Genomic DNA, 17,513 nt, shown 5'->3' with positions numbered 1-17,513 from the left:
CTCGCAGCCGTCCCGTCCGAACCACCCCGGTTTTCCACAGGGGACGCCCGCGGGCGCCGCGGGTTATCCACAGCGGTTGACACCTTACGGCGCCCGACCGACCATGGAGTCGCACGAACCGAACGATCGGTCGGGAGCAAGCTCCGGCAGAGCCCAGGTCGAGGGGGACCTCATGGCGACAGCAGCCGCGCACGACACGGCCCGCACACAGGCGTACGACGCACGGGACAGCGCCGACGGCACCGGCGGCGACACCGCCGCCTACGAGCGCGCCTTCGACTCCGCCGTGGCCGCCGACGACCGCATCGAGCCGCGCGACTGGATGCCCGACGCCTACCGCGCGACCCTCGTCCGGCAGATCGCCCAGCATGCCCACTCCGAGATCATCGGCATGCAGCCGGAGGCGAACTGGATCACACGCGCGCCCTCGCTGCGCCGCAAGGCGATCCTGATGGCCAAGGTCCAGGACGAGGCCGGGCACGGCTTGTACCTGTACAGCGCCGCCGAGACCCTCGGCACCAGCCGCGACGAACTGCTCGACAAGCTCCACACCGGCCGCCAGAAGTACTCCTCGATCTTCAACTACCCCACGTTGACCTGGGCGGACGTCGGCGCGATCGGCTGGCTGGTGGACGGCGCCGCGATCACCAACCAGGTCCCTCTGTGCCGCTGTTCGTACGGCCCGTACGCGCGCGCGATGGTCCGCATCTGCAAGGAGGAGTCCTTCCACCAGCGCCAGGGGTACGAACTGCTGCTGGCCCTCAGCCGCGGCACCCCCGAGCAGCACGCGATGGCACAGGACGCGGTGAACCGCTGGTGGTGGCCGTCCCTGATGATGTTCGGCCCGCCCGACGACGAGTCCGCGCACTCCGCGCAGTCGATGGCGTGGAAGATCAAACGGCATTCGAACGACGAGCTGCGCCAGCGCTTCGTCGACATCTGCGTCCCCCAGGCCGAGTCCCTCGGCCTCACCCTCCCGGACCCGGACCTGAAGTGGAACGAGGAGCGGGGGCACCACGACTTCGGCCCGATCGACTGGACGGAGTTCTGGGAGGTGCTCAAGGGCAACGGCCCGTGCAACGAACAGCGGATCACGCAGCGCAGGCAGGCACACGACGAGGGTGCGTGGGTGCGGGAGGCTGCCGCGGCCTACGCGCACAAGCACACCGGTGAGACAGGAGCGATGGGCGCATGACGAACACCGACTGGCCCCTGTGGGAGGTCTTCGTGCGCTCCCGCCGAGGCCTCGCCCACACCCACGCCGGCAGCCTGCACGCGCCGGACGCGGAGTTCGCCCTGCGCAACGCCCGCGACCTGTACACCCGGCGCGGCGAGGGAGTCTCGATCTGGGTCGTGCCCTCGTCCACCATCACGGCCTCCTCGCCCGACGAGAAGGACCCGTTCTTCGAGCCGGCCGCCGACAAGCCCTACCGCCACCCGACGTTCTACGAGATCCCGGAGGGGGTGAAGCACCTGTGACGACCACGACCGTTCCCACGGTGGCCGCACTCGCTCTCGGCGACGACGCCCTGGCGCTCTCCCACCGCCTGGGCGAGTGGGCGGGCCAAGCCCCTGTGCTGGAGGAGGAGGTCGCCCTCGCCAACATCGCGCTGGACCTGCTCGGCCAGGCCCGCGTGCTGCTGTCGCTGGTCGGCGACGAGGACGAACTGGCATACCTGCGCGAGGAACGCGCCTTCACCAACCTCCAGCTGGTGGAACAGCCGAACGGCGACTTCGCCCACACCATCGCCCGCCAGCTGTACTTCTCCACCTACCAGCACCTGCTGTACGCCGAGCTGGCGTCCGGCGACGGCCCCTTCGCCCCGCTCGCCGCGAAGGCCGTCAAGGAAGTCGCCTACCACCGCGACCACGCCGAGCAGTGGACCCTGCGGCTCGGCGACGGCACGGACGCCAGCCATGAGCGGATGCGGCGGGCGTGCGAGGCGCTGTGGCGTTTCACCGCAGAGATGTTCCAGCCCGTGCGAGGACTGGACGCCGACCTGCCGGGGATGGAATCGGCCTGGCTCGAGTCCGTCGGAGACATCCTGCGCCGCGCCACCCTGACGGTCCCCGAGGGTCCGCGGTCCGGGGCGTGGACGGCCGGCGCGGGCCGCCAGGGCCTGCACACCGAACCCTTCGGGCGGATGCTCGCCGAGATGCAGCATCTTCACCGCAGCCACCCGGGGGCGTCATGGTGACGACCACCGCGCTGGAGGCGGAACTCCTCGAGGTCGCCGGTTCGGTGCCCGACCCCGAGCTGCCCGTGATCACCCTGCGGGAGCTGGGCGTGCTGCGCGCGGTCCGCGTCAGCGGCGCCGACTCGGTCGAGGTCGAGCTGACCCCGACGTATACCGGCTGCCCGGCCGTCGAGGCGATGTCCCTGGACATAGAGCGCGTGCTGCACGCCCACGGCATGCGGGAGGTCACCGTGCGCACGGTGCTCACGCCCGCCTGGTCGACGGACGACATCACGGACGAAGGGCGGCGCAAGCTAAGGGAGTTCGGCATCGCGCCCCCGCGCGTGGGCCCGGCGTCCGGACCGGTCGCCGTACGACTGGGGCCGACCCGTACGACCCGCACCCTCGCCGCGGAGCCGGGCCGGGACCCCGTCCGCTGCCCGCACTGCGGATCCGCCGACACGGAACTGCTCAGCCGTTTCTCCTCCACCGCGTGCAAGGCGCTGCGGCGGTGTCTGTCGTGCCGTGAACCGTTCGACCACTTCAAGGAGTTGTGATGGCCCGCTTCCACACGCTCCCCGTGGCCGCGGTCGACCGGCTCACCGACGACTCCGTGGCCCTGACCCTCGCCGTGCCCGCGGAGCTGCGCGAGGAGTACCGGCACGCCCCGGGCCAGCACCTCGCCCTGCGGCGCAGGGTGGACGGTGCGGAGATACGGCGCACGTACTCGATCTGCTCCCCGGCACCGGCACCGGGCGCCGAAGGGCCCCGCACCCTGCGCGTCGGAGTGCGGCTGGTGGAAGGCGGGGCCTTCTCGGCGTACGCGCTCAAGGAGATCAACGTCGGCGACGAGCTGGAGGTGATGACGCCGGCGGGCCGCTTCACCCTCGACCCCGCGCCCGGCCTGTACGCCGCGATCGTCGGCGGCAGCGGCATCACCCCGGTGCTGTCGATCGTGACGACGCTGCTGGCGCGCGAGCCTGAGGCCCGGTTCTGTCTGGTGCGCAGCGACCGTACGTCCGCCTCGACGATGTTCCTGGAGGAGGTCGCCGACCTGAAGGACCGCTACCCGGAGCGGCTGCAGCTGGTGACGGTGCTGTCCCGGGAGGAACAGCAGGCGGGGCTGCCGTCCGGGCGGCTCGACCAGGAGCGGCTGGCCGGGCTGCTTCCGGCACTGCTGCCGGTGGAGCAGGTGGCGGGGTGGTTCCTGTGCGGTCCGTTCGGGCTGGTGCAGGGTGCGGAAAGGGCGCTGCGCAAGCTCGGAGTCGCCCGTACGCGTATCCACGAGGAGATCTTCCACGTGGACGCCGTCGCCCCTACGGCCGGCGTTCCCGCGCCCGCGCACAGCACGGTGACCGCGCGGCTGGACGGCCGGGGCGGCAGCTGGCCGGTCCAGGACGGCGAGTCGCTGCTGGAGACGGTGCTGCGCAACCGCCCCGACGCGCCCTACGCCTGCAAGGGCGGGGTGTGCGGGACCTGCCGTGCCTTCCTGGTCTCCGGTGAGGTGCGGATGGACCACAACTTCGCGCTGGAGCCGGAGGAGACGGAGGCGGGGTATGTGCTGGCGTGCCAGTCCCATCCGGTGACGGAGAAGGTGGAGCTCGACTTCGACAGGTGAGGGTGGGCAGCCCGTTCCCTTCTTCTAGAACCTGTTCTATCTTGACGGCCCGTCAGATCAGCTGAACGGCCCGGGAGGGCAGGGACCGTGGACTTCACCTTCACCGAGGAGCAGCAGGCGGCGGCCGAGGCGGCACGGGGGGTGTTCGCCGGAGTTGCCCCGGACGCGGTGCCCAGTCCGGCCCTCACCGCGGGCGCCGTCGCCGACGACTTCGACCGTGCGCTGTGGGCCAGGCTCGCCGACACCGACCTGCTGGGCCTGCTGTCGGCCCCGGAGTACGGCGGGTCGGGCCTGGACGCCATCGCGCTGTGCCTGGTGCTGCGCGAGGCGGGGAGAGTGCTGGCGCGGGTGCCGCTGCTGGAGAGCAGCGCGGCCCTGGCCGCCGTACAGGCCTTCGGCGGCGAGGATTTGAAGTCGGTTCTGCCGGCGCGGGCGGGCCGTGGGGAGGTCGTGCTGACCGTCGCAGCGAGCGGCCGTACCGGTCACGATCCCGCCGAACTCGCCGTGACCGCACGGCAGGAGGGGGACACGTGGGTGCTGGACGGGGTACAGACGGCGGTTCCCTGGGCGCACAACGCCGACTTCGTGGTCGTACCCGCGCACACGGCCGCCGACCGGACCCTGCTCGCCCTGATCCCCCGGACCCACGCGGGGATCGAGCTCGGCGAGCAGATCTCCACCACCGGCGAGCGGCTCGGCGAACTGCGCCTGGACGGCGTACGAATCGCGAACCGGGACGCCATCGACGCCGACGGCGCATGGGAGTGGCTGCGCGATCTGCTGGCCACCGGGACCTGTGCGCTGGCGCTCGGTCTCGGTGAGCAGGTCTTGCGGATGACAAGCGAGTACACCAGCAAGCGGGAACAGTTCGGGTTCCCGGTCGCCACCTTCCAGGCCGTCGCCGTCCAGGCCGCCGACCGCTACATCGATCTGCGGGCCATGGAGGTCACGCTCTGGCAGGCCGCGTGGCGGATCGGCTCGGCGGCTCAGGGCGCACTGCCCGCCTCCGGTGATGTCGCGGTCGCCAAGATCTGGGCCTCGGAAGGCGTACGGCGGATCGTGCAGACCGCGCAGCATCTGCACGGCGGGTTCGGCGCCGACGTCGAGTACCCCCTGCACCGGTACCACGCCTGGGCCAAACACCTGGAACTGTCCCTCGGCCCGGCGGCGGCCCACGAAGAGACCCTGGGCGACTTGCTGGCGGCCCATCCGCTCGGCTGACGGCGGGAGTCCTGTTCTGGAGGGCCTGCCCCGTCCAGAGAACGTGCCTAGAGAACGTGCCCCGGCTCACCCGCGTCGGTCACGACGGGACGGCCCGCGGCTGCCCAGACCTGCATGCCGCCGTCGACGTTCACGGCGTCGACGCCCTGCTGGACCAGGTACATCGCGACCTGGGCCGAACGCCCGCCGGAGCGGCAGATCACATGGACCCGCCCGTCCTGCGGCGCCGCCGCGGTCAGCTCGCCGTACCGGGCCACGAACTCACTGATGGGAATGTGCAGCGCCCCCGCGGCGTGACCCGCCTGCCACTCGTCGTCCTCGCGGACATCCAGCAGGAAGTCGCCGTCCTTGAGGTCCGTGACCTCGACCGTGGGCACACCAGCTCCGAATTGCATGTCTCCGACGCTACCCGACGCACCGGCCGACCGGGCCGGTGACCGGACCCGCTACCCGAGCAGCTCCGCCAGCTCCGCCTCGCGCTGGGCGACTTGGGCCAGAAGCTGCTCGGCGACCTCGTCCAGGAGACGGTCGGGGTCGTCCGGGGCCATCCGGAGCATCGAGCCGATCGCGCTCTCCTCCAGCTCCCGGGCGACGACGCTGAGCAGCTCCTTGCGCTGGGCGAGCCATTCGAGGCGGGCGTAGAGCTCCTCGCTGGGGGTCGGCCCCTGCTCCGGGGGCTTCGGCCCGGCGGCCCACTCCTCGGCCAGCTCCCGCAGCAAAGCCTCGTCACCACGGGCGTAGGCGCCGTTGACCCGGGTGATGAACTCCTCACGCCGCTCCCGTTCGGTCTCGTCCTGCGCCAGGTCGGGGTGCGCCTTGCGGGCCAGCTCGCGGTAGAGCTTGCGGACCTCGTCGCTGGGGCGCACCCGCTGCGGGGGCTGTACCGGCTGATCGCTGAGCATCGCCGCGGCCTCCGGGAACAGCCCCTGGCCGTCCATCCAGCCGTGGAACAGCTCCTCGACACCGGGCATCGGCATGACCCGGGCCCGCGCCTCGTCCGCCTTGCGCAGGTCCTCGGGGTCACCGGTGCGGGCGGCCCGGGCCTCGGCGATCCGGGCGTCCAGCTCGTCGAGCCGCGTGTACATCGGGCCGAGCTTCTGGTGGTGCAGCCGCTCGAAGTTCTCGACCTCGATACGGAAGGTCTCCACCGCGATCTCGTACTCGATGAGCGCCTGCTCGGCGGCCCGCACGGCCCGCTCCAGCCGCTCCTCGGGCCGGGGCACACCGCCCTGTGGCGTCACCCGGCCCTCACCGGCGACACCACCCTGCTCAGCTTCCGGGGTCGTCACCCGACCAGCGTAGGCCACGACCGAGGGGGACCTCCGCGCACACCGACTTCGTCCTGATCCGCCGGCCGCACGCCTGCCATGCCCCGGGCTCCCTTGCTCCCCCTCACACCCCCGCCTCCGCCGCGATCCGCCCCGATCGCACCGCCGCCAGCAGCTCCGCATGGTCCGCCTCGGTCCGGTCGGCGTAGGAGACGGCGAAGGTGGCGATCGCCTCGTCCAGTTCCTCGTTCTTGCCGCAGTAGCCGGCGATCAGGCGCGGGTCGGCACTGTGGGCGTGGGCGCGGGCCAGGAGCGCGCCGGTCATCCGGCCGTAGTCGTCCATCTGGTCGGCGGCCAGGGCCGCGGGATCGACGCTGCCCTTGCGATTGCGGAACTGCCGCACCTGGAAGGGCCGTCCGTCAGCCGTGGTCCAGCCCAGCAGGATGTCGCTGACCACCTGCATGCGCTTCTGGCCCATGACCACGCGCCGGCCCTCGTGCGCCACGTCCGGCACCTCGAATCCGGCGCTGACCAGATGCGGCACCAGTGCCGAGGGGCGGGCCTCCTTGACCTGGAGGACGAGCGGTTCGCCCCGGTGGTCCAGGAGCAGCACGACGTACGACCGTGTACCGACGCTGCCCGTGCCGACGACGCGGAACGCCACGTCGTGCACCGTGTGGCGGGCCAGCAGCGGAAGGCGGTCCTCGGAGAGCGAGGTCAGGTACTCCTCCAAAGACGCGGCCACCGTGGCCGCCTCGGCGTCCGGAACGCGCCACAGCACCGGTGGGGCGTCGACGAAGCGGCGCCCGCCGTCCTCGGTCGGCTCCGTCGACTTCGCCGCGAAGCGTCCGCTGGTGTTGGCCCGCGCCTTCTCGGAGACCCGCTCCAGTGTGCCGAGCAGGTCGTGGGCGTCGGTGTGGGAGACGAGCTCCTCGTCCGCGATGGCGTTCCACGCGTCGAGGACCGGGAGCTTGGCGAGCAACCGCATGGTGCGGCGGTAGGCGCCCACCGCATCGTGCGCCGCCCTGCGGCAGGTGTCCTCGTCCGCGCCCGCCTCGCGCCCGGCGAGCACGAGCGAGGCGGCGAGCCGCTTGAGGTCCCACTCCCAGGGGCCGTGGACCGTCTCGTCGAAGTCGTTCAGATCGATGACCAGGCCGCCGCGCGCGTCCGCGTACAGGCCGAAGTTGGCGGCGTGGGCGTCGCCACAGATCTGGGCGCGGATCCTGGTCATGGGGGTGCGCGCCAGGTCGTACGCCATGAGGCCCGCCGCGCCGCGCAGGAAGGCGAACGGCGTGGCCGCCATCCTGCCCACCCTTATCGGCCTGAGCTCGGCGATCCGGCCGCGGCTGGACTCCTCGACCGCGCTCACCGCGTCGGGCCGACCGCCGTCCAGGTCCAGTGTGGCGTGCGCTTCGCGCGGCACCCGGAGCCGCAGCGCCCTGCCCTCCTCCTTGGGAGTCCCCTGGGCCGGCCACTCGGCGAAACCCCGCACCCGGGGCAACCGGTGCGCGCCGCCCTTCGCGCCCACCGTCTCCGCAGCCGTCTCCGCAGCCGTCTCAGCACCGACCTCGGTCATTGCGACCGCCTCCCCCGCACACGCACGAACATCAACTCGTGCGACCGTACAGCCGGTCGCGGAAACGCGTCAGACCCTGTGGACAACTCCGCACCTGTGGATAACGCGGCTGGGCGTCAGCCCACGAGAGGGACCGCAGGCCCAGGCCACGCGCCATCAGCCCCAGCCCCAGCCCCAGCCCCAGCCCCAGCCCCAGCGTGCCATCAGCCCCGCCCCCGCGCACCGTCAGCGCCCGGCAGTGCCCACCCCACCGCTGAACCCCCGCTGACGAGCCGCCTCATAAAGAGCCACGGTCCCCGCGGCCGCCGCATTGAGGGAGCTGGCCGCACCCCCGATCGGAATCCGCACCGTCTCGTCGCACAACGCACGCCAGGACGCGCTCATCCCGGATGTCTCGTTGCCGATCACCAGCAGCACCGGGCCGGTCAGGTCCACCTCGGTGATGTCCCGTTCGCCGTGCTCGTCGGTGCCCAGGATCCGCACCGGCAGGCCGCCCTCGCGCAGACCGTCGGCCCAGTCCGCGACCGTACGCGGAGCGGGAACCCTGACCGTCGGCACGGCGAAGACCGACCCTGTGCTGGCGCGCAGCGCCTTGGGGTCGTACACGTCCGCCGCGTGACCGCACACGATCAGCCCCGACGCCCCGAACGCGTCGGCGGAACGGATGAGCGTCCCGATGTTGCCGGGTGTGGTCGGACGGTCGAAGACCACGCCGAGGAAGTCGGGCTCCGGAGCGAGGCGGTCCAGGTCGTCCGGGGGCAGCTCCGCGACGACGAGGAGCTCGGGCGTGGCCTCGTCCTTTCCGCCCAGCTCGCGCAGCAGACCGGAGTCCATCTTCACTCGCTGCACATCACGGCCGACCCGGCGCAGTGTCTCCTGCGCCCACTGCGACAGCTCGCGGTCGGCCGCGTACAGGACGGCACGCAGCGGCCAGCCGTGGTCCAGGGCCAGGGTGATGGGACGCACGCCCTGGACGACGAACTCGCCGGCGCGCTGCCGCTTCGTACGGTTGCCGAGGAGCGCCTCCCACTGCTGGAAGCGGGCGTTGCGGGTGCTCACCCGAAGCGTCGCGGGCGTGCTACCCACTGGATGCCCCTCTCTGGAACGGACGTCGTGTTCGGCAAGACCAGGCAAGGCCAGGGTCAGGCCAGACCAGGCAAGGCAAGGCAAGGCAAGGCAAGGCAAGGCAAGGGTCAAGCAAGGTCAAGATTAGGCACAGTCAGGCATCCCGCACCGCCGAAGCCCTCACCAGCACCGCCGAGCGCGTTCCGATCTTCAGCCGTTCCAAGGGCCGTACCGGTGCGACGGGGACCTTGCGGGCGCGGTCGGTCACGGCGATGACGGCGTGCGGCGGCAGCACCGACGCGAGCGACCGCAGCATCCCCGTCACCGGCTCACCGGGCACTTCACCCGCCCACTGGGTCCGTTCCCCGTACGGCAGGTCCGTCACCACCAGGTCGGGCGGCGATCCGGAGACGACCTGGGCCAGTGCGTCGGCATCGAAGACGTCCGCCGTTCCCACAGTGCAGGGCAGCCCGCCGCCGTCCGCGGTCAGGCGCTCGCGCAGCCGCCGGGCCGCGTCGGCCGCCTCCAGATACGACGGCTTCGCGAACCGTTCGCTCTGCTCGCGCCGCTCCCGCTCACGCGCGGCCAGTCCCTCCGGCGTGAGCAGGGCCAGGTTCTTGCGGGCGAGCCCGACGGGCTCCGGATCCACGTCGGAGGCGATCACCCGCCGCAGCGAACGGCGCTGGAGCAGTCCGAGCACCGTCACCAGATAGCCGCTGCCGCAGCAGGGGTCCCAGAGGGTCACCGGCCCGTCGTCCGGGAGGTGGTCCAGGCCACGCAGAAAGATCTCGACGGCCAGCCGCACGGGAAAGGCGGGGTACCCCGGGGCGGAGTGCAGGACCACTCCGCAGGCGAGGTCGGTACTGTCCACCCGCTCCGTGGCGTGACGGTAGGGCACCTGCTTCCTCTCTCCGGGCCTCCAGGACCGTATGACAGCCTGAGACGTTCCTCACAGAACGCAAGCGTCGGAATCAACCGTGAGAAAGATCCACACAGCAGAACGGGCGGCATCGTGATCACGATGCCGCCCGTCCCGTTGGTGTTGGTGGGGCACCGACGGAACTCGCTGATCAGGCCCCATGAGTCCGACGCGTAGATCGTTTCCCGCGCTGTTGGCGCGAATTTCCCACGGCGCAGGCCAGGGCGTCAAGGCCTCGATCGTCCAGCACCCGCAGGACGACGGCACGCCGCGCTCAATAACCGCAGGGGCCCTTTGGCGGCTCGCGTCACTAGGCCCGAACTCACTTACTCTCTCTGCTCCTCTTTCCCATCCAGGACTGGCAGACCCATCGGGCGAGTGCTCCTGCCAGGACGGCGACAACGATCGCCCCCCAGTCGATGATGTGCGGAAGCCCAGGGAAGAAAGCGAAGAAGGCGAGTGTCACGACGAGACCCGCCACGAACGCGGCGATCCCAGCCGACCGCCGTCGCGCCTCCCATCGCTGGTCCCGCCCCTGCTGTTGATCAATCATGAACGGCTCACTTCGTGATGTGGTGGCACTGGCTCACTCGGCGCACCCCGTTGACGTGGAGATGCGCACACGCCTTTCCATAACGAGGCAGCGTCTGGGGAGAGTTGTTCCGCATCGGATCGATCTTGCACTCGGGGTGCGTTCGCCCCCGGGAGGTCCTGTACGTCTTGTTGTTGGTGTTCGCGTACGTGAAGTCGATCCGCCAGTTGCAGAAGCCGGTGCCGAGCGCGGCGACAAAAGCACAGTCGACGCCGGCGTTCTGATAGGTGATCTTCTTCCCGCCACCTCGGATGATGTGTGTGAACATGCAACCGGTCGGAACCTTCATCGTCATGCCGCCAACGCTGTACTCGAAGGTTCGGACAGGAGTCGATCCGACAGCGCCAGCCCGCGCCACCGAGGAACTCGTCAGCACGAGAGCGCACGCGGCGGCAAGGGCCATGAAGAGCCGGGGTCGATAAGGCGCGACCATGAACAATCCCCTTCCGGCGGAGAATCTCTCCGACCGAAAAGAACTCCGCCGCCACGATCATGTTTCTGGCCAATGGGATGGTTCACCGACTTGAGTGATCAAGAGGTAGTGCGCTGACCATCTGATTCGTTTCTTCGGCTCAGCCCATCGAGTTGCATGTCAGTCACCACGGGCAGAGCCCCTTGGGCGCGACTCAGGCGTGGCTCCACGGCCGGATCGCGCAGAGGTCCCAGGCGAAGCGGCGCAGCCGCGCCTGCTCGACGTACATGGCTGTGTCGCCGTAGTTGATGTTGAGATGCCGCCCGAGGACAACGGTGGCCACGCTCCCCGCTCCGGCGGCCTTCAGAGCTGTGGACGCGGACTGAGCATGGTTGCCGGTGGTCCAGGTGTCATCGATGAGCAGCACGTTTTCGCCCCAGAGCGCCGACGACGTATAACGCTCTGCTGAGACAGTGCGGCCGAGCGCTGAAGCATCAGGCGTTGGCGTGAGCAATTCGCGGTAGCGGTCGCGGGTGACACCGACCATATCGGCGACCATGTCTCGGAGGGGGTGGTCGTTACGGCCGCTGGTGCTGGGCACAGTGGTGACGATGTCGAAGCCCGGTATCGCACAGTGGCCCGCAATGCGGTCTTCATGCAGGGCGAGAAAGCGCCACAAGACAGCCGCCAGCCCCATGCGGAAGTACTGCTGCTGTGGGCCGACGGCGTTCTTGTAGCGCCACAGCTCGTTGGCGTACTGCTCGCCTTTCAGGGCCAGCCTCAGGGGGACGACAACGTCGGCGACACCCTCACCGAGGATGTCGCCGGCCTGCTGACACTGCCAGCAGGTGGGGTAGCCGGCGTTCGCCGTGCCGCGGCAGACCTGGCAGACGCCCGGGCCGGGTAGCAGGGGATGGACGAGGAAGTTGGCGTAGCGGGCGGACAGCCCGACGACGGTTGCCACCCGGATCCGCCGGTTACGCCCAGGTGAGCTCGCCCGTGGCGGGGACGAGAGAGTCGAGTTCGTCAAAGACGTCACCAGGGCCGTCGACGACGGTTGTATTGGGCCGGGTCGCGTACTCCCGTGCCCATTCGTGGGTCATCAGAGAGCGCATGAGGAAGACCCGTCGGCCATGCTCCAGCGCGAGGCGTGCCTGCATGCGAGCCCCGCTGCGGTACGCCGCTTCGACCACCACGGTGGCGAGGCTGTAGCCGCTCATCACAGCGTTACGCATGGGGAACGAGGCCTTCGAGGGCGGAGAGTCCGGCCAGAACTGGGAGATCAGCATCCCCCGCTCGGCGATTTCCTGCTGGAGCCGTGCGTTCTGTGCCGGGTAGGAGCGGCGCAGGCCGGTGCCGATGACGGCGACAGTCCGGCCGCCGACGGCGAGCGCGGTTCCGTGCGCGGCGGTGTCGATGCCGGCGGCAAGGCCGCTGACCACTGTGACGCCGCGCTCGGCGAGCCCTCCCGCAATAGCCCGGGCATGGGCGATGCCCTCCGGAGTCGGAGTGCGCGTGCCGACGACCGCGACACGGAGATCGTCGCTGACGGGCGTACCGCGCAGGAACAGGAAGGGCGGCCGCTGGTAGACCAGCCTCAGATACAGCGGATAGTCATCGTCCAGGATGGTGACCAGCCGCATGCCTTCCCGCTCCCAGGCAGCGATCTCAGCAGCGACAGACTCCAGGTCGATGGCGGGTTCTGTGTCGAAGAGGGCGCCCTGCCCAGAGGCATCAAGCGCGTTCTCAAGTACGTCGCGCGCGCTTCCGACGGTCTCGATCTGGTCGGTGAGTTCGGGCCAGGGGCGATCACCCCGTCGCAGAAGTGCGACGAGGGCGGCTCGCTCCAGTTCCTGGTCCATGTCGCAAGTATAGGAAGAGCATCTGGGCCAGGCAGCGGAACGTGAGGGGGACCCGAGAGCTTCTACCTGGTACTGAGGGTTCTGGCCTGTAACCGGCCTGACCGACGCGAGGCACCGTCCTGCCTATACCTGGCCGGTGACCGCGCCTACAACGACCAGAAACCGGAGAACTACCAGCTCCCCATCCGCGCCATGGGCTACGAGCCCGTCTACGACTAAGCGAAGGACCAACTCGGCGTCCAGGCCGGCTTCGCCGGCGCCGAACTCGTCGAGGGCAACTGGTACTGCCCCTCCATGCCCCAGACCCTCAAGGACGCCACCAAGGACCTGATCGCCGAGAAGATCGACAAGCAGACCTGGATCGACCGCATCCGCGCCCGAGCCGCCTACCTCTTCATGCCCAAGCAGCGCCCCGACGCCGAAGGTCACCGCCGCGTCATGTGCCCCGCCGAAGCCAACCGCACCCAGTGCCCACTCAAGAAGCACACCCTCGGCCGCGGCATCCACCTGCCGCTCGTCGATCCCACCCCCAGCCCCGCGGGCTCACCCCTGTGCTGCGTCCAGAAGACCGTCACGGTCCCGCCGGAAGCCGGCGCCAACCTCTGGCAGCCCCTCCAGTACGGCTCCGAAGCCTGGCAACGCGTGTACTTCCGGCTCCGCAACAGCGTCGAAGGCATCAACGGCTACGCCAAAGACCCCCTCTACGAGCGCCTCGAAGACGCCGGCACCCGCCGCATCCGCGGCATCGCCGCCCAGACCCTCCTGCTGGCCTTCCAACTGGCCCACGCCAACCGCCGCAAGCTCAGGGCCTGGGCCGACTCGATCGCCCTCCTCGACGACCGACCGCGCCGCCGACCCACCCGCCGCCGCAAGACCAAGCCACTAGGCACATGGACTCCCAAGGGCTACGTTAACGAGCCCTAACCCTGAGACCTTCCTCACAAGCCACCAGTAGCCCACCCGCGACGCAACCGAAGATCCACACCCGAAAACGGGACCGCCGACGGCCCCAGCCGTCGGCGGTCCACGTGTTTTTGGCCACACACAGAGGAACGGGCGGCATCGTGATCACGATGCCGCCCGTTCCGTCGGTGCAACTAGAGCACTTTCGTCGGTGCTCCGTGGTGCGCGAGGGGGGAGTTGAACCCCCACGCCCTTGCGGGCACTGGAACCTGAATCCAGCGCGTCTGCCTATTCCGCCACCCGCGCATAAGGTGTGTCTTCGGGCCCTGACCCCTTGGGGTTACTGCCCTCCGACACCCAGAACATTAGCACGCTGGAAGGGGTGGATTCACATCCCTTACGGCCGGGCAGCCGCCGACCAGCACAGTCGGGAATCTCCCCCGGCCGTCGCCCCGTCGGCCCCACTCGAACGTCTCCGACCGACCCGCCGGACCCCGGCTACGTATCAACGTGTGCCGGTTCACGTATCAACCTCGTACCGGTCCGGCCCATCTCCCCAGGAGCCGGTCGGGGTCCACAGCCCGGTGCGGGACACTTGTCTGCGGCCGCCTCTACGATCCTTGGCAGGACGAGTCCGCCGGCGGAGTTCGAAGGGGAGCTCCGGAGGGAACTTCGGAGGCGTCGACACCCGTCGACCGGGCCGACAGGGGGAACCAGCCGATTTACCGGCGCGTGGATACGATCAGTAAGCAGTACCGGCAGTACGAAGCAAGGCAGTGCCCGCTCAGCGGGAAGCAGGACGGCAGCAGCTACGGAGGAGGTGCCCCATGGGAGTCCTGAAGAAGTTCGAGCAGCGTCTCGAAGGTCTGGTCAACGGCACCTTCGCCAAGGTGTTCAAGTCCGAGGTCCAGCCCGTGGAGATCGCCGGAGCGCTCCAGCGCGAGTGCGACAACAACGCGACCATCTGGAACCGCGACCGGACAGTCGTACCCAATGACTTCATCGTGGAGCTGAGCACGCCGGACTTCGAGCGGCTCAGCCCCTACTCCGGCCAGCTCGGCGACGAGCTCGCCGGCATGGTGCGCGACTACGCCAAGCAACAGCGCTACACCTTCATGGGCCCCATCAAGGTCCATCTGGAGAAGGCGGACGACCTCGACACCGGCCTGTACCGGGTACGCAGCCGTACGCTCGCCTCCTCCACCAACCAGCAGGCCTCCGCGCCCGCCCCGGCGGCCCCGGCCGGACGTCCGGGTTCCGCCGCCCCCGGCGGCTACGGCTACCCGCCGGCCGCCGCGCCCGCGGGCGCCCCGCCGATGCCGGCCGCACCGCCGCCCGGCGGCCGTCCCGGCGGTTACGGCTACCCGCCGGCCGCGAGCGGACAGCGGCCCCCGGCCGCACCCGCGGCCGGCGGTCGCACCCGCTACTGGATCGAGATCAACGGCACCCGCCATCAGATCTCCCGCGCCACGCTCGTGCTGGGCCGCAGCACCGAAGCCGACGTGCGGATCGACGACCCCGGCGTCTCCCGCCGGCACTGCGAGATCCGGACCGGAACGCCCTCGACGATCCAGGATCTCGGTTCCACCAACGGCATCGTGGTGGACGGGCAGCACACCACCCGCGCTACGCTCCGCGACGGCTCGCGGATCGTCGTGGGCAGTACCACCATCATTTACCGGCAAGCCGAAGGGTGAAGCGGGGGCAATGTCAGAGCTGACCCTCACGGTCATGCGGCTGGGTTTCCTGGCCGTACTGTGGCTGTTCGTGATCGTGGCCGTGCAGGTCATCCGCAGCGACCTGTTCGGTACGCGCGTCACCCAGCGCGGTGCGCGCCGGGAGAGCGGACGGCAGCAGCAGGCCGCCCGCCAGGCCGCGCCCCCGCAGCAGCGCCAGCAGGCCGCGGGCGGCCGGCAGCGGCGCAACGCCCCCACCAAGCTGGTGGTGACGGAGGGCACACTCACCGGCACCACCGTCGCGCTCCAGGGCCAGACCATCACGCTGGGCCGGGCGCACGACAGCACCATCGTGCTGGACGACGACTACGCCTCCAGCCGTCATGCCAGGATCTATCCGGACCGCGACGGCCAATGGATCGTCGAGGACCTGGGCTCCACCAACGGCACGTACCTCGACCGAACGCGGCTGACGACCCCCACACCGATTGCGCTGGGCGCGCCGATCCGCATCGGCAAGACCGTCATCGAGCTGCGGAAGTAGTGCTACGTCATGAATGAGCGCGAGCGGAGCGAGCACGCAGCGGCGGCCCTCACCCCGGGCCCCGGCGCGCTCCCGACCGGAGGGTGGGCACCGTGCGGATGTACCCGGAGCCGACGGGCGAGGTGCGCATGAGTCTGTCACTGCGCTTCGCCGCCGGATCGCACAAAGGCATGATCCGGGAAGGCAACGAGGACTCCGGGTACGCCGGTCCGCGCCTGCTCGCCATCGCCGACGGCATGGGCGGCGCGGCGGCCGGCGAGGTCGCCTCCTCCGAGGCCATCTCCACCATCGTCGCGCTCGACGACGACGTCCCCGGCTCCGACATCCTCACCTCGCTCGGTACGGCCGTACAGCGCGCCAACGACCAGCTGCGCGCGATGGTCGAGGAGGACCCGCAGCTGGAGGGCATGGGCACCACGCTCACCGCCCTCCTGTGGACCGGCCAGCGCCTCGGCCTCGTGCACGTCGGCGACTCGCGCGCGTACCTGCTCCGCGACGGCGTCCTGACGCAGATCACGCAGGACCACACGTGGGTGCAGCGCCTCGTCGACGAGGGCCGTATCACCGAGGAAGAAGCCACGACCCATCCGCAGCGCTCCCTGCTGATGCGCGCGCTGGGCAGCGGCGACCACGTCGAGCCCGACCTCTCCATCCGCGAGGTCCGCGCCGGCGACCGCTACCTGATCTGCTCCGACGGTCTGTCCGGGGTCGTGTCCCACCAGACCCTCGAAGACACCCTCGCCAGCTACCAGGGCCCCCAGGAGACCGTGCAGGAGCTGATCCAGCTCGCGCTGCGCGGCGGCGGCCCCGACAACATCACGGTCATCATCGCCGACGTCCTCGACCTCGACACCGGGGACACCCTCGCCGGGCAGCTGTCCGACACCCCCGTCGTGGTCGGCGCGGTCGCCGAGAACCAGAACCAGCTGCACGACAACGGCATCATGCAGACCCCGGCCGGCCGCGCCTCCGGGCTCGGCCGCCAGGGCCACGGACAGGGCGGCGGCGCCTTCGGCCCGCCCGGCTCCGGCGACACCACCGGCTACATCCCCGCGGGCAGCTTCGGCGACTACGGCGACGACGACTTCGTCAAACCCCGCAAGGGGCGCAAGTGGCTGAAGAGATCCTTCTACACCGCCCTCGCCCTCGCCGTCATCGGCGGCGGGCTGTACGGCGGCTGGCGCTGGACGCAGACGCAGTACTACGTCGGCGTCAACGGCGAGCACGTCGCCCTGTACCAGGGCATCAGCCAGGACCTCGCCTGGGTCTCGCTGTCCAAGGTGCAGAAGGACCACCCCGAGATCGAACTCAAGTACCTGCCGACGTACATGCAGAAGCAGGTCAAGGCGACGATCGCCGAGGGCGGGCTGAAGGACGCCCAGTCGAAGATCTCCGAGCTGTCGGTACAGGCCTCCGCGTGCAAGAAGGAGGTCGAGCGGCAGTCGGCCGCGAGCGAGAGGAACGCCCGGACCGGCGAGGGCGAGGCCGGCGGCACCACGGGAACCACACCGGCCTCTTTGACGTCAAAGGCCACACCGACGCCGAACCCATCGGCGTCGAAATCGCCCGCCCCGTCCACGACCGCGCCCACTCCCAGCCCCGGCCCCAGCCTCTCCGACCAGGAGCAGAAGGTCGTCTCGCTGTGCGACAAGCAGTAGCCAAGCCGTGAGAGGCCCTGTC

18 protein-coding genes and 1 tRNA gene are annotated in these 17,513 nt (G+C 70.2%); 10 read left to right on the top strand and 9 right to left on the bottom strand.

Features of this window, described 5'->3' with window-relative positions; genetic code table 11:
* Positions 1–172: 172 nt before the first annotated feature.
* The 6 genes from paaA (at position 173) to Q4V64_RS26100 (ending at position 5,016) form a co-directional block, all read left to right on the top strand.
* The gene (gene paaA, locus Q4V64_RS26125; RefSeq protein ID WP_124440684.1) at positions 173–1,195 is read left to right on the top strand and encodes a 1,2-phenylacetyl-CoA epoxidase subunit PaaA; all 1,023 of its coding nucleotides are present in this window, start codon (positions 173–175) and stop codon (positions 1,193–1,195) included.
* Positions 1,192–1,479: a 1,2-phenylacetyl-CoA epoxidase subunit PaaB gene (gene paaB / locus Q4V64_RS26120; RefSeq protein ID WP_124440685.1), complete on the top strand. Its 288-nt coding sequence runs from the start codon at positions 1,192–1,194 to the stop codon at positions 1,477–1,479. Before paaA ends, paaB begins: the two co-directional genes overlap by 4 nt.
* Complete coding sequence (paaC, locus tag Q4V64_RS26115; protein WP_124440686.1) at positions 1,476–2,198, top strand: 1,2-phenylacetyl-CoA epoxidase subunit PaaC; 723 nt, start codon at positions 1,476–1,478, stop codon at positions 2,196–2,198. Before paaB ends, paaC begins: the two co-directional genes overlap by 4 nt.
* Complete coding sequence (paaD, locus tag Q4V64_RS26110; RefSeq protein ID WP_124440687.1) at positions 2,192–2,734, top strand: 1,2-phenylacetyl-CoA epoxidase subunit PaaD; 543 nt, start codon at positions 2,192–2,194, stop codon at positions 2,732–2,734. The genes paaC and paaD overlap by 7 nt, the downstream gene beginning before the upstream one ends.
* Positions 2,734–3,795, top strand: a complete 1,062-nt coding sequence (locus tag Q4V64_RS26105) for a 2Fe-2S iron-sulfur cluster-binding protein (RefSeq protein ID WP_124440688.1) — start codon at positions 2,734–2,736, stop codon at positions 3,793–3,795. Before paaD ends, Q4V64_RS26105 begins: the two co-directional genes overlap by 1 nt.
* An 87-nt stretch (positions 3,796–3,882) precedes the next feature.
* Complete coding sequence (locus Q4V64_RS26100; RefSeq protein ID WP_124440689.1) at positions 3,883–5,016, top strand: acyl-CoA dehydrogenase family protein; 1,134 nt, start codon at positions 3,883–3,885, stop codon at positions 5,014–5,016.
* Positions 5,017–5,063: 47 nt separating this feature from the next.
* Here Q4V64_RS26100 and Q4V64_RS26095 read toward each other — a convergent pair whose 3' ends face one another.
* The 8 genes from Q4V64_RS26095 to Q4V64_RS26060 all read right to left on the bottom strand — a co-directional run bounded on the left by Q4V64_RS26095 (position 5,064) and on the right by Q4V64_RS26060 (position 12,710).
* Positions 5,064–5,393 (bottom strand): rhodanese-like domain-containing protein, encoded by a 330-nt coding sequence (locus Q4V64_RS26095; protein ID WP_124440700.1) that lies wholly within the window; start codon positions 5,391–5,393, stop codon positions 5,064–5,066.
* A gap of 69 nt (positions 5,394–5,462) precedes the next feature.
* On the bottom strand, positions 5,463–6,257 hold the full coding sequence (locus tag Q4V64_RS26090) for a hypothetical protein (RefSeq protein ID WP_124440701.1): 795 nt from the start codon (positions 6,255–6,257) through the stop codon (positions 5,463–5,465).
* A 151-nt stretch (positions 6,258–6,408) separates the two neighbouring features.
* A complete protein-coding gene (locus Q4V64_RS26085; protein WP_124440690.1) occupies positions 6,409–7,860 on the bottom strand; it encodes a DUF2252 domain-containing protein in 1,452 nt (483 codons plus the stop codon).
* A 225-nt stretch (positions 7,861–8,085) separates the two neighbouring features.
* Complete coding sequence (locus Q4V64_RS26080; protein WP_124440691.1) at positions 8,086–8,946, bottom strand: TrmH family RNA methyltransferase; 861 nt, start codon at positions 8,944–8,946, stop codon at positions 8,086–8,088.
* Between the two features lie 133 nt (positions 8,947–9,079).
* Positions 9,080–9,823 (bottom strand): rRNA methyltransferase, encoded by a 744-nt coding sequence (locus Q4V64_RS26075; RefSeq protein WP_124440692.1) that lies wholly within the window; start codon positions 9,821–9,823, stop codon positions 9,080–9,082.
* A 581-nt stretch (positions 9,824–10,404) separates the two neighbouring features.
* Complete coding sequence (locus Q4V64_RS26070; protein WP_172629234.1) at positions 10,405–10,869, bottom strand: hypothetical protein; 465 nt, start codon at positions 10,867–10,869, stop codon at positions 10,405–10,407.
* A gap of 193 nt (positions 10,870–11,062) precedes the next feature.
* Positions 11,063–11,812, bottom strand: a complete 750-nt coding sequence (locus tag Q4V64_RS26065; protein ID WP_124440694.1) for a phosphoribosyltransferase — start codon at positions 11,810–11,812, stop codon at positions 11,063–11,065.
* A gap of 13 nt (positions 11,813–11,825) precedes the next feature.
* On the bottom strand, positions 11,826–12,710 hold the full coding sequence (locus Q4V64_RS26060; RefSeq protein ID WP_124440695.1) for a DNA-processing protein DprA: 885 nt from the start codon (positions 12,708–12,710) through the stop codon (positions 11,826–11,828).
* A 294-nt stretch (positions 12,711–13,004) separates the two neighbouring features.
* On the opposite strand from Q4V64_RS26060, the gene Q4V64_RS26055 reads away from it, so the two are divergent.
* Complete coding sequence (locus Q4V64_RS26055) at positions 13,005–13,634, top strand: hypothetical protein (RefSeq protein WP_124440696.1); 630 nt, start codon at positions 13,005–13,007, stop codon at positions 13,632–13,634.
* A gap of 198 nt (positions 13,635–13,832) precedes the next feature.
* Here the strand turns inward: Q4V64_RS26055 and Q4V64_RS26050 are convergent.
* Positions 13,833–13,919, bottom strand: a tRNA-Leu gene (locus Q4V64_RS26050).
* A 521-nt stretch (positions 13,920–14,440) separates the two neighbouring features.
* Here Q4V64_RS26050 and Q4V64_RS26045 point away from each other — a divergent pair.
* The 3 genes from Q4V64_RS26045 (at position 14,441) to Q4V64_RS26035 (ending at position 17,491) form a co-directional block, all read left to right on the top strand.
* Complete coding sequence (locus Q4V64_RS26045) at positions 14,441–15,310, top strand: DUF3662 and FHA domain-containing protein (RefSeq protein WP_303711755.1); 870 nt, start codon at positions 14,441–14,443, stop codon at positions 15,308–15,310.
* Positions 15,311–15,320: 10 nt separating this feature from the next.
* Positions 15,321–15,833 carry an FHA domain-containing protein gene (locus tag Q4V64_RS26040; RefSeq protein ID WP_124440702.1) on the top strand — a complete coding sequence of 171 codons (513 nt, stop codon included), beginning with the start codon at positions 15,321–15,323 and terminating at the stop codon, positions 15,831–15,833.
* 98 nt (positions 15,834–15,931) lie between these two features.
* Positions 15,932–17,491, top strand: coding sequence for a Stp1/IreP family PP2C-type Ser/Thr phosphatase (locus Q4V64_RS26035; RefSeq protein ID WP_172629238.1), 1,560 nt, complete (start codon positions 15,932–15,934; stop codon positions 17,489–17,491).
* Positions 17,492–17,513 lie beyond the last annotated feature (22 nt).

This window comes from Streptomyces sp. NL15-2K (assembly GCF_030551255.1).
In the GTDB taxonomy this organism is placed as follows: Bacteria; Actinomycetota; Actinomycetes; order Streptomycetales; family Streptomycetaceae; genus Streptomyces.
This window is presented reverse-complemented; position numbering and strand designations above follow the sequence as displayed.

Coding starts and splice junctions, on each gene's coding strand:
- paaA (WP_124440684.1), top strand. CDS start 173: ATGGCGACAGCAGCCGCGCACGACACGGCCCGCACACAGGCGTACGAC.
- paaB (WP_124440685.1), top strand. CDS start 1,192: ATGACGAACACCGACTGGCCCCTGTGGGAGGTCTTCGTGCGCTCCCGC.
- paaD (WP_124440687.1), top strand. CDS start 2,192: ATGGTGACGACCACCGCGCTGGAGGCGGAACTCCTCGAGGTCGCCGGT.
- Q4V64_RS26105 (WP_124440688.1), top strand. CDS start 2,734: ATGGCCCGCTTCCACACGCTCCCCGTGGCCGCGGTCGACCGGCTCACC.
- Q4V64_RS26085 (WP_124440690.1), bottom strand. CDS start 7,860: ATGACCGAGGTCGGTGCTGAGACGGCTGCGGAGACGGCTGCGGAGACG.
- Q4V64_RS26070 (WP_172629234.1), bottom strand. CDS start 10,869: ATGGTCGCGCCTTATCGACCCCGGCTCTTCATGGCCCTTGCCGCCGCG.
- Q4V64_RS26060 (WP_124440695.1), bottom strand. CDS start 12,710: ATGGACCAGGAACTGGAGCGAGCCGCCCTCGTCGCACTTCTGCGACGG.
- Q4V64_RS26055 (WP_124440696.1), top strand. CDS start 13,005: ATGCCCCAGACCCTCAAGGACGCCACCAAGGACCTGATCGCCGAGAAG.
- Q4V64_RS26045 (WP_303711755.1), top strand. CDS start 14,441: ATGGGAGTCCTGAAGAAGTTCGAGCAGCGTCTCGAAGGTCTGGTCAAC.
- Q4V64_RS26040 (WP_124440702.1), top strand. CDS start 15,321: ATGTCAGAGCTGACCCTCACGGTCATGCGGCTGGGTTTCCTGGCCGTA.
- Q4V64_RS26035 (WP_172629238.1), top strand. CDS start 15,932: ATGTACCCGGAGCCGACGGGCGAGGTGCGCATGAGTCTGTCACTGCGC.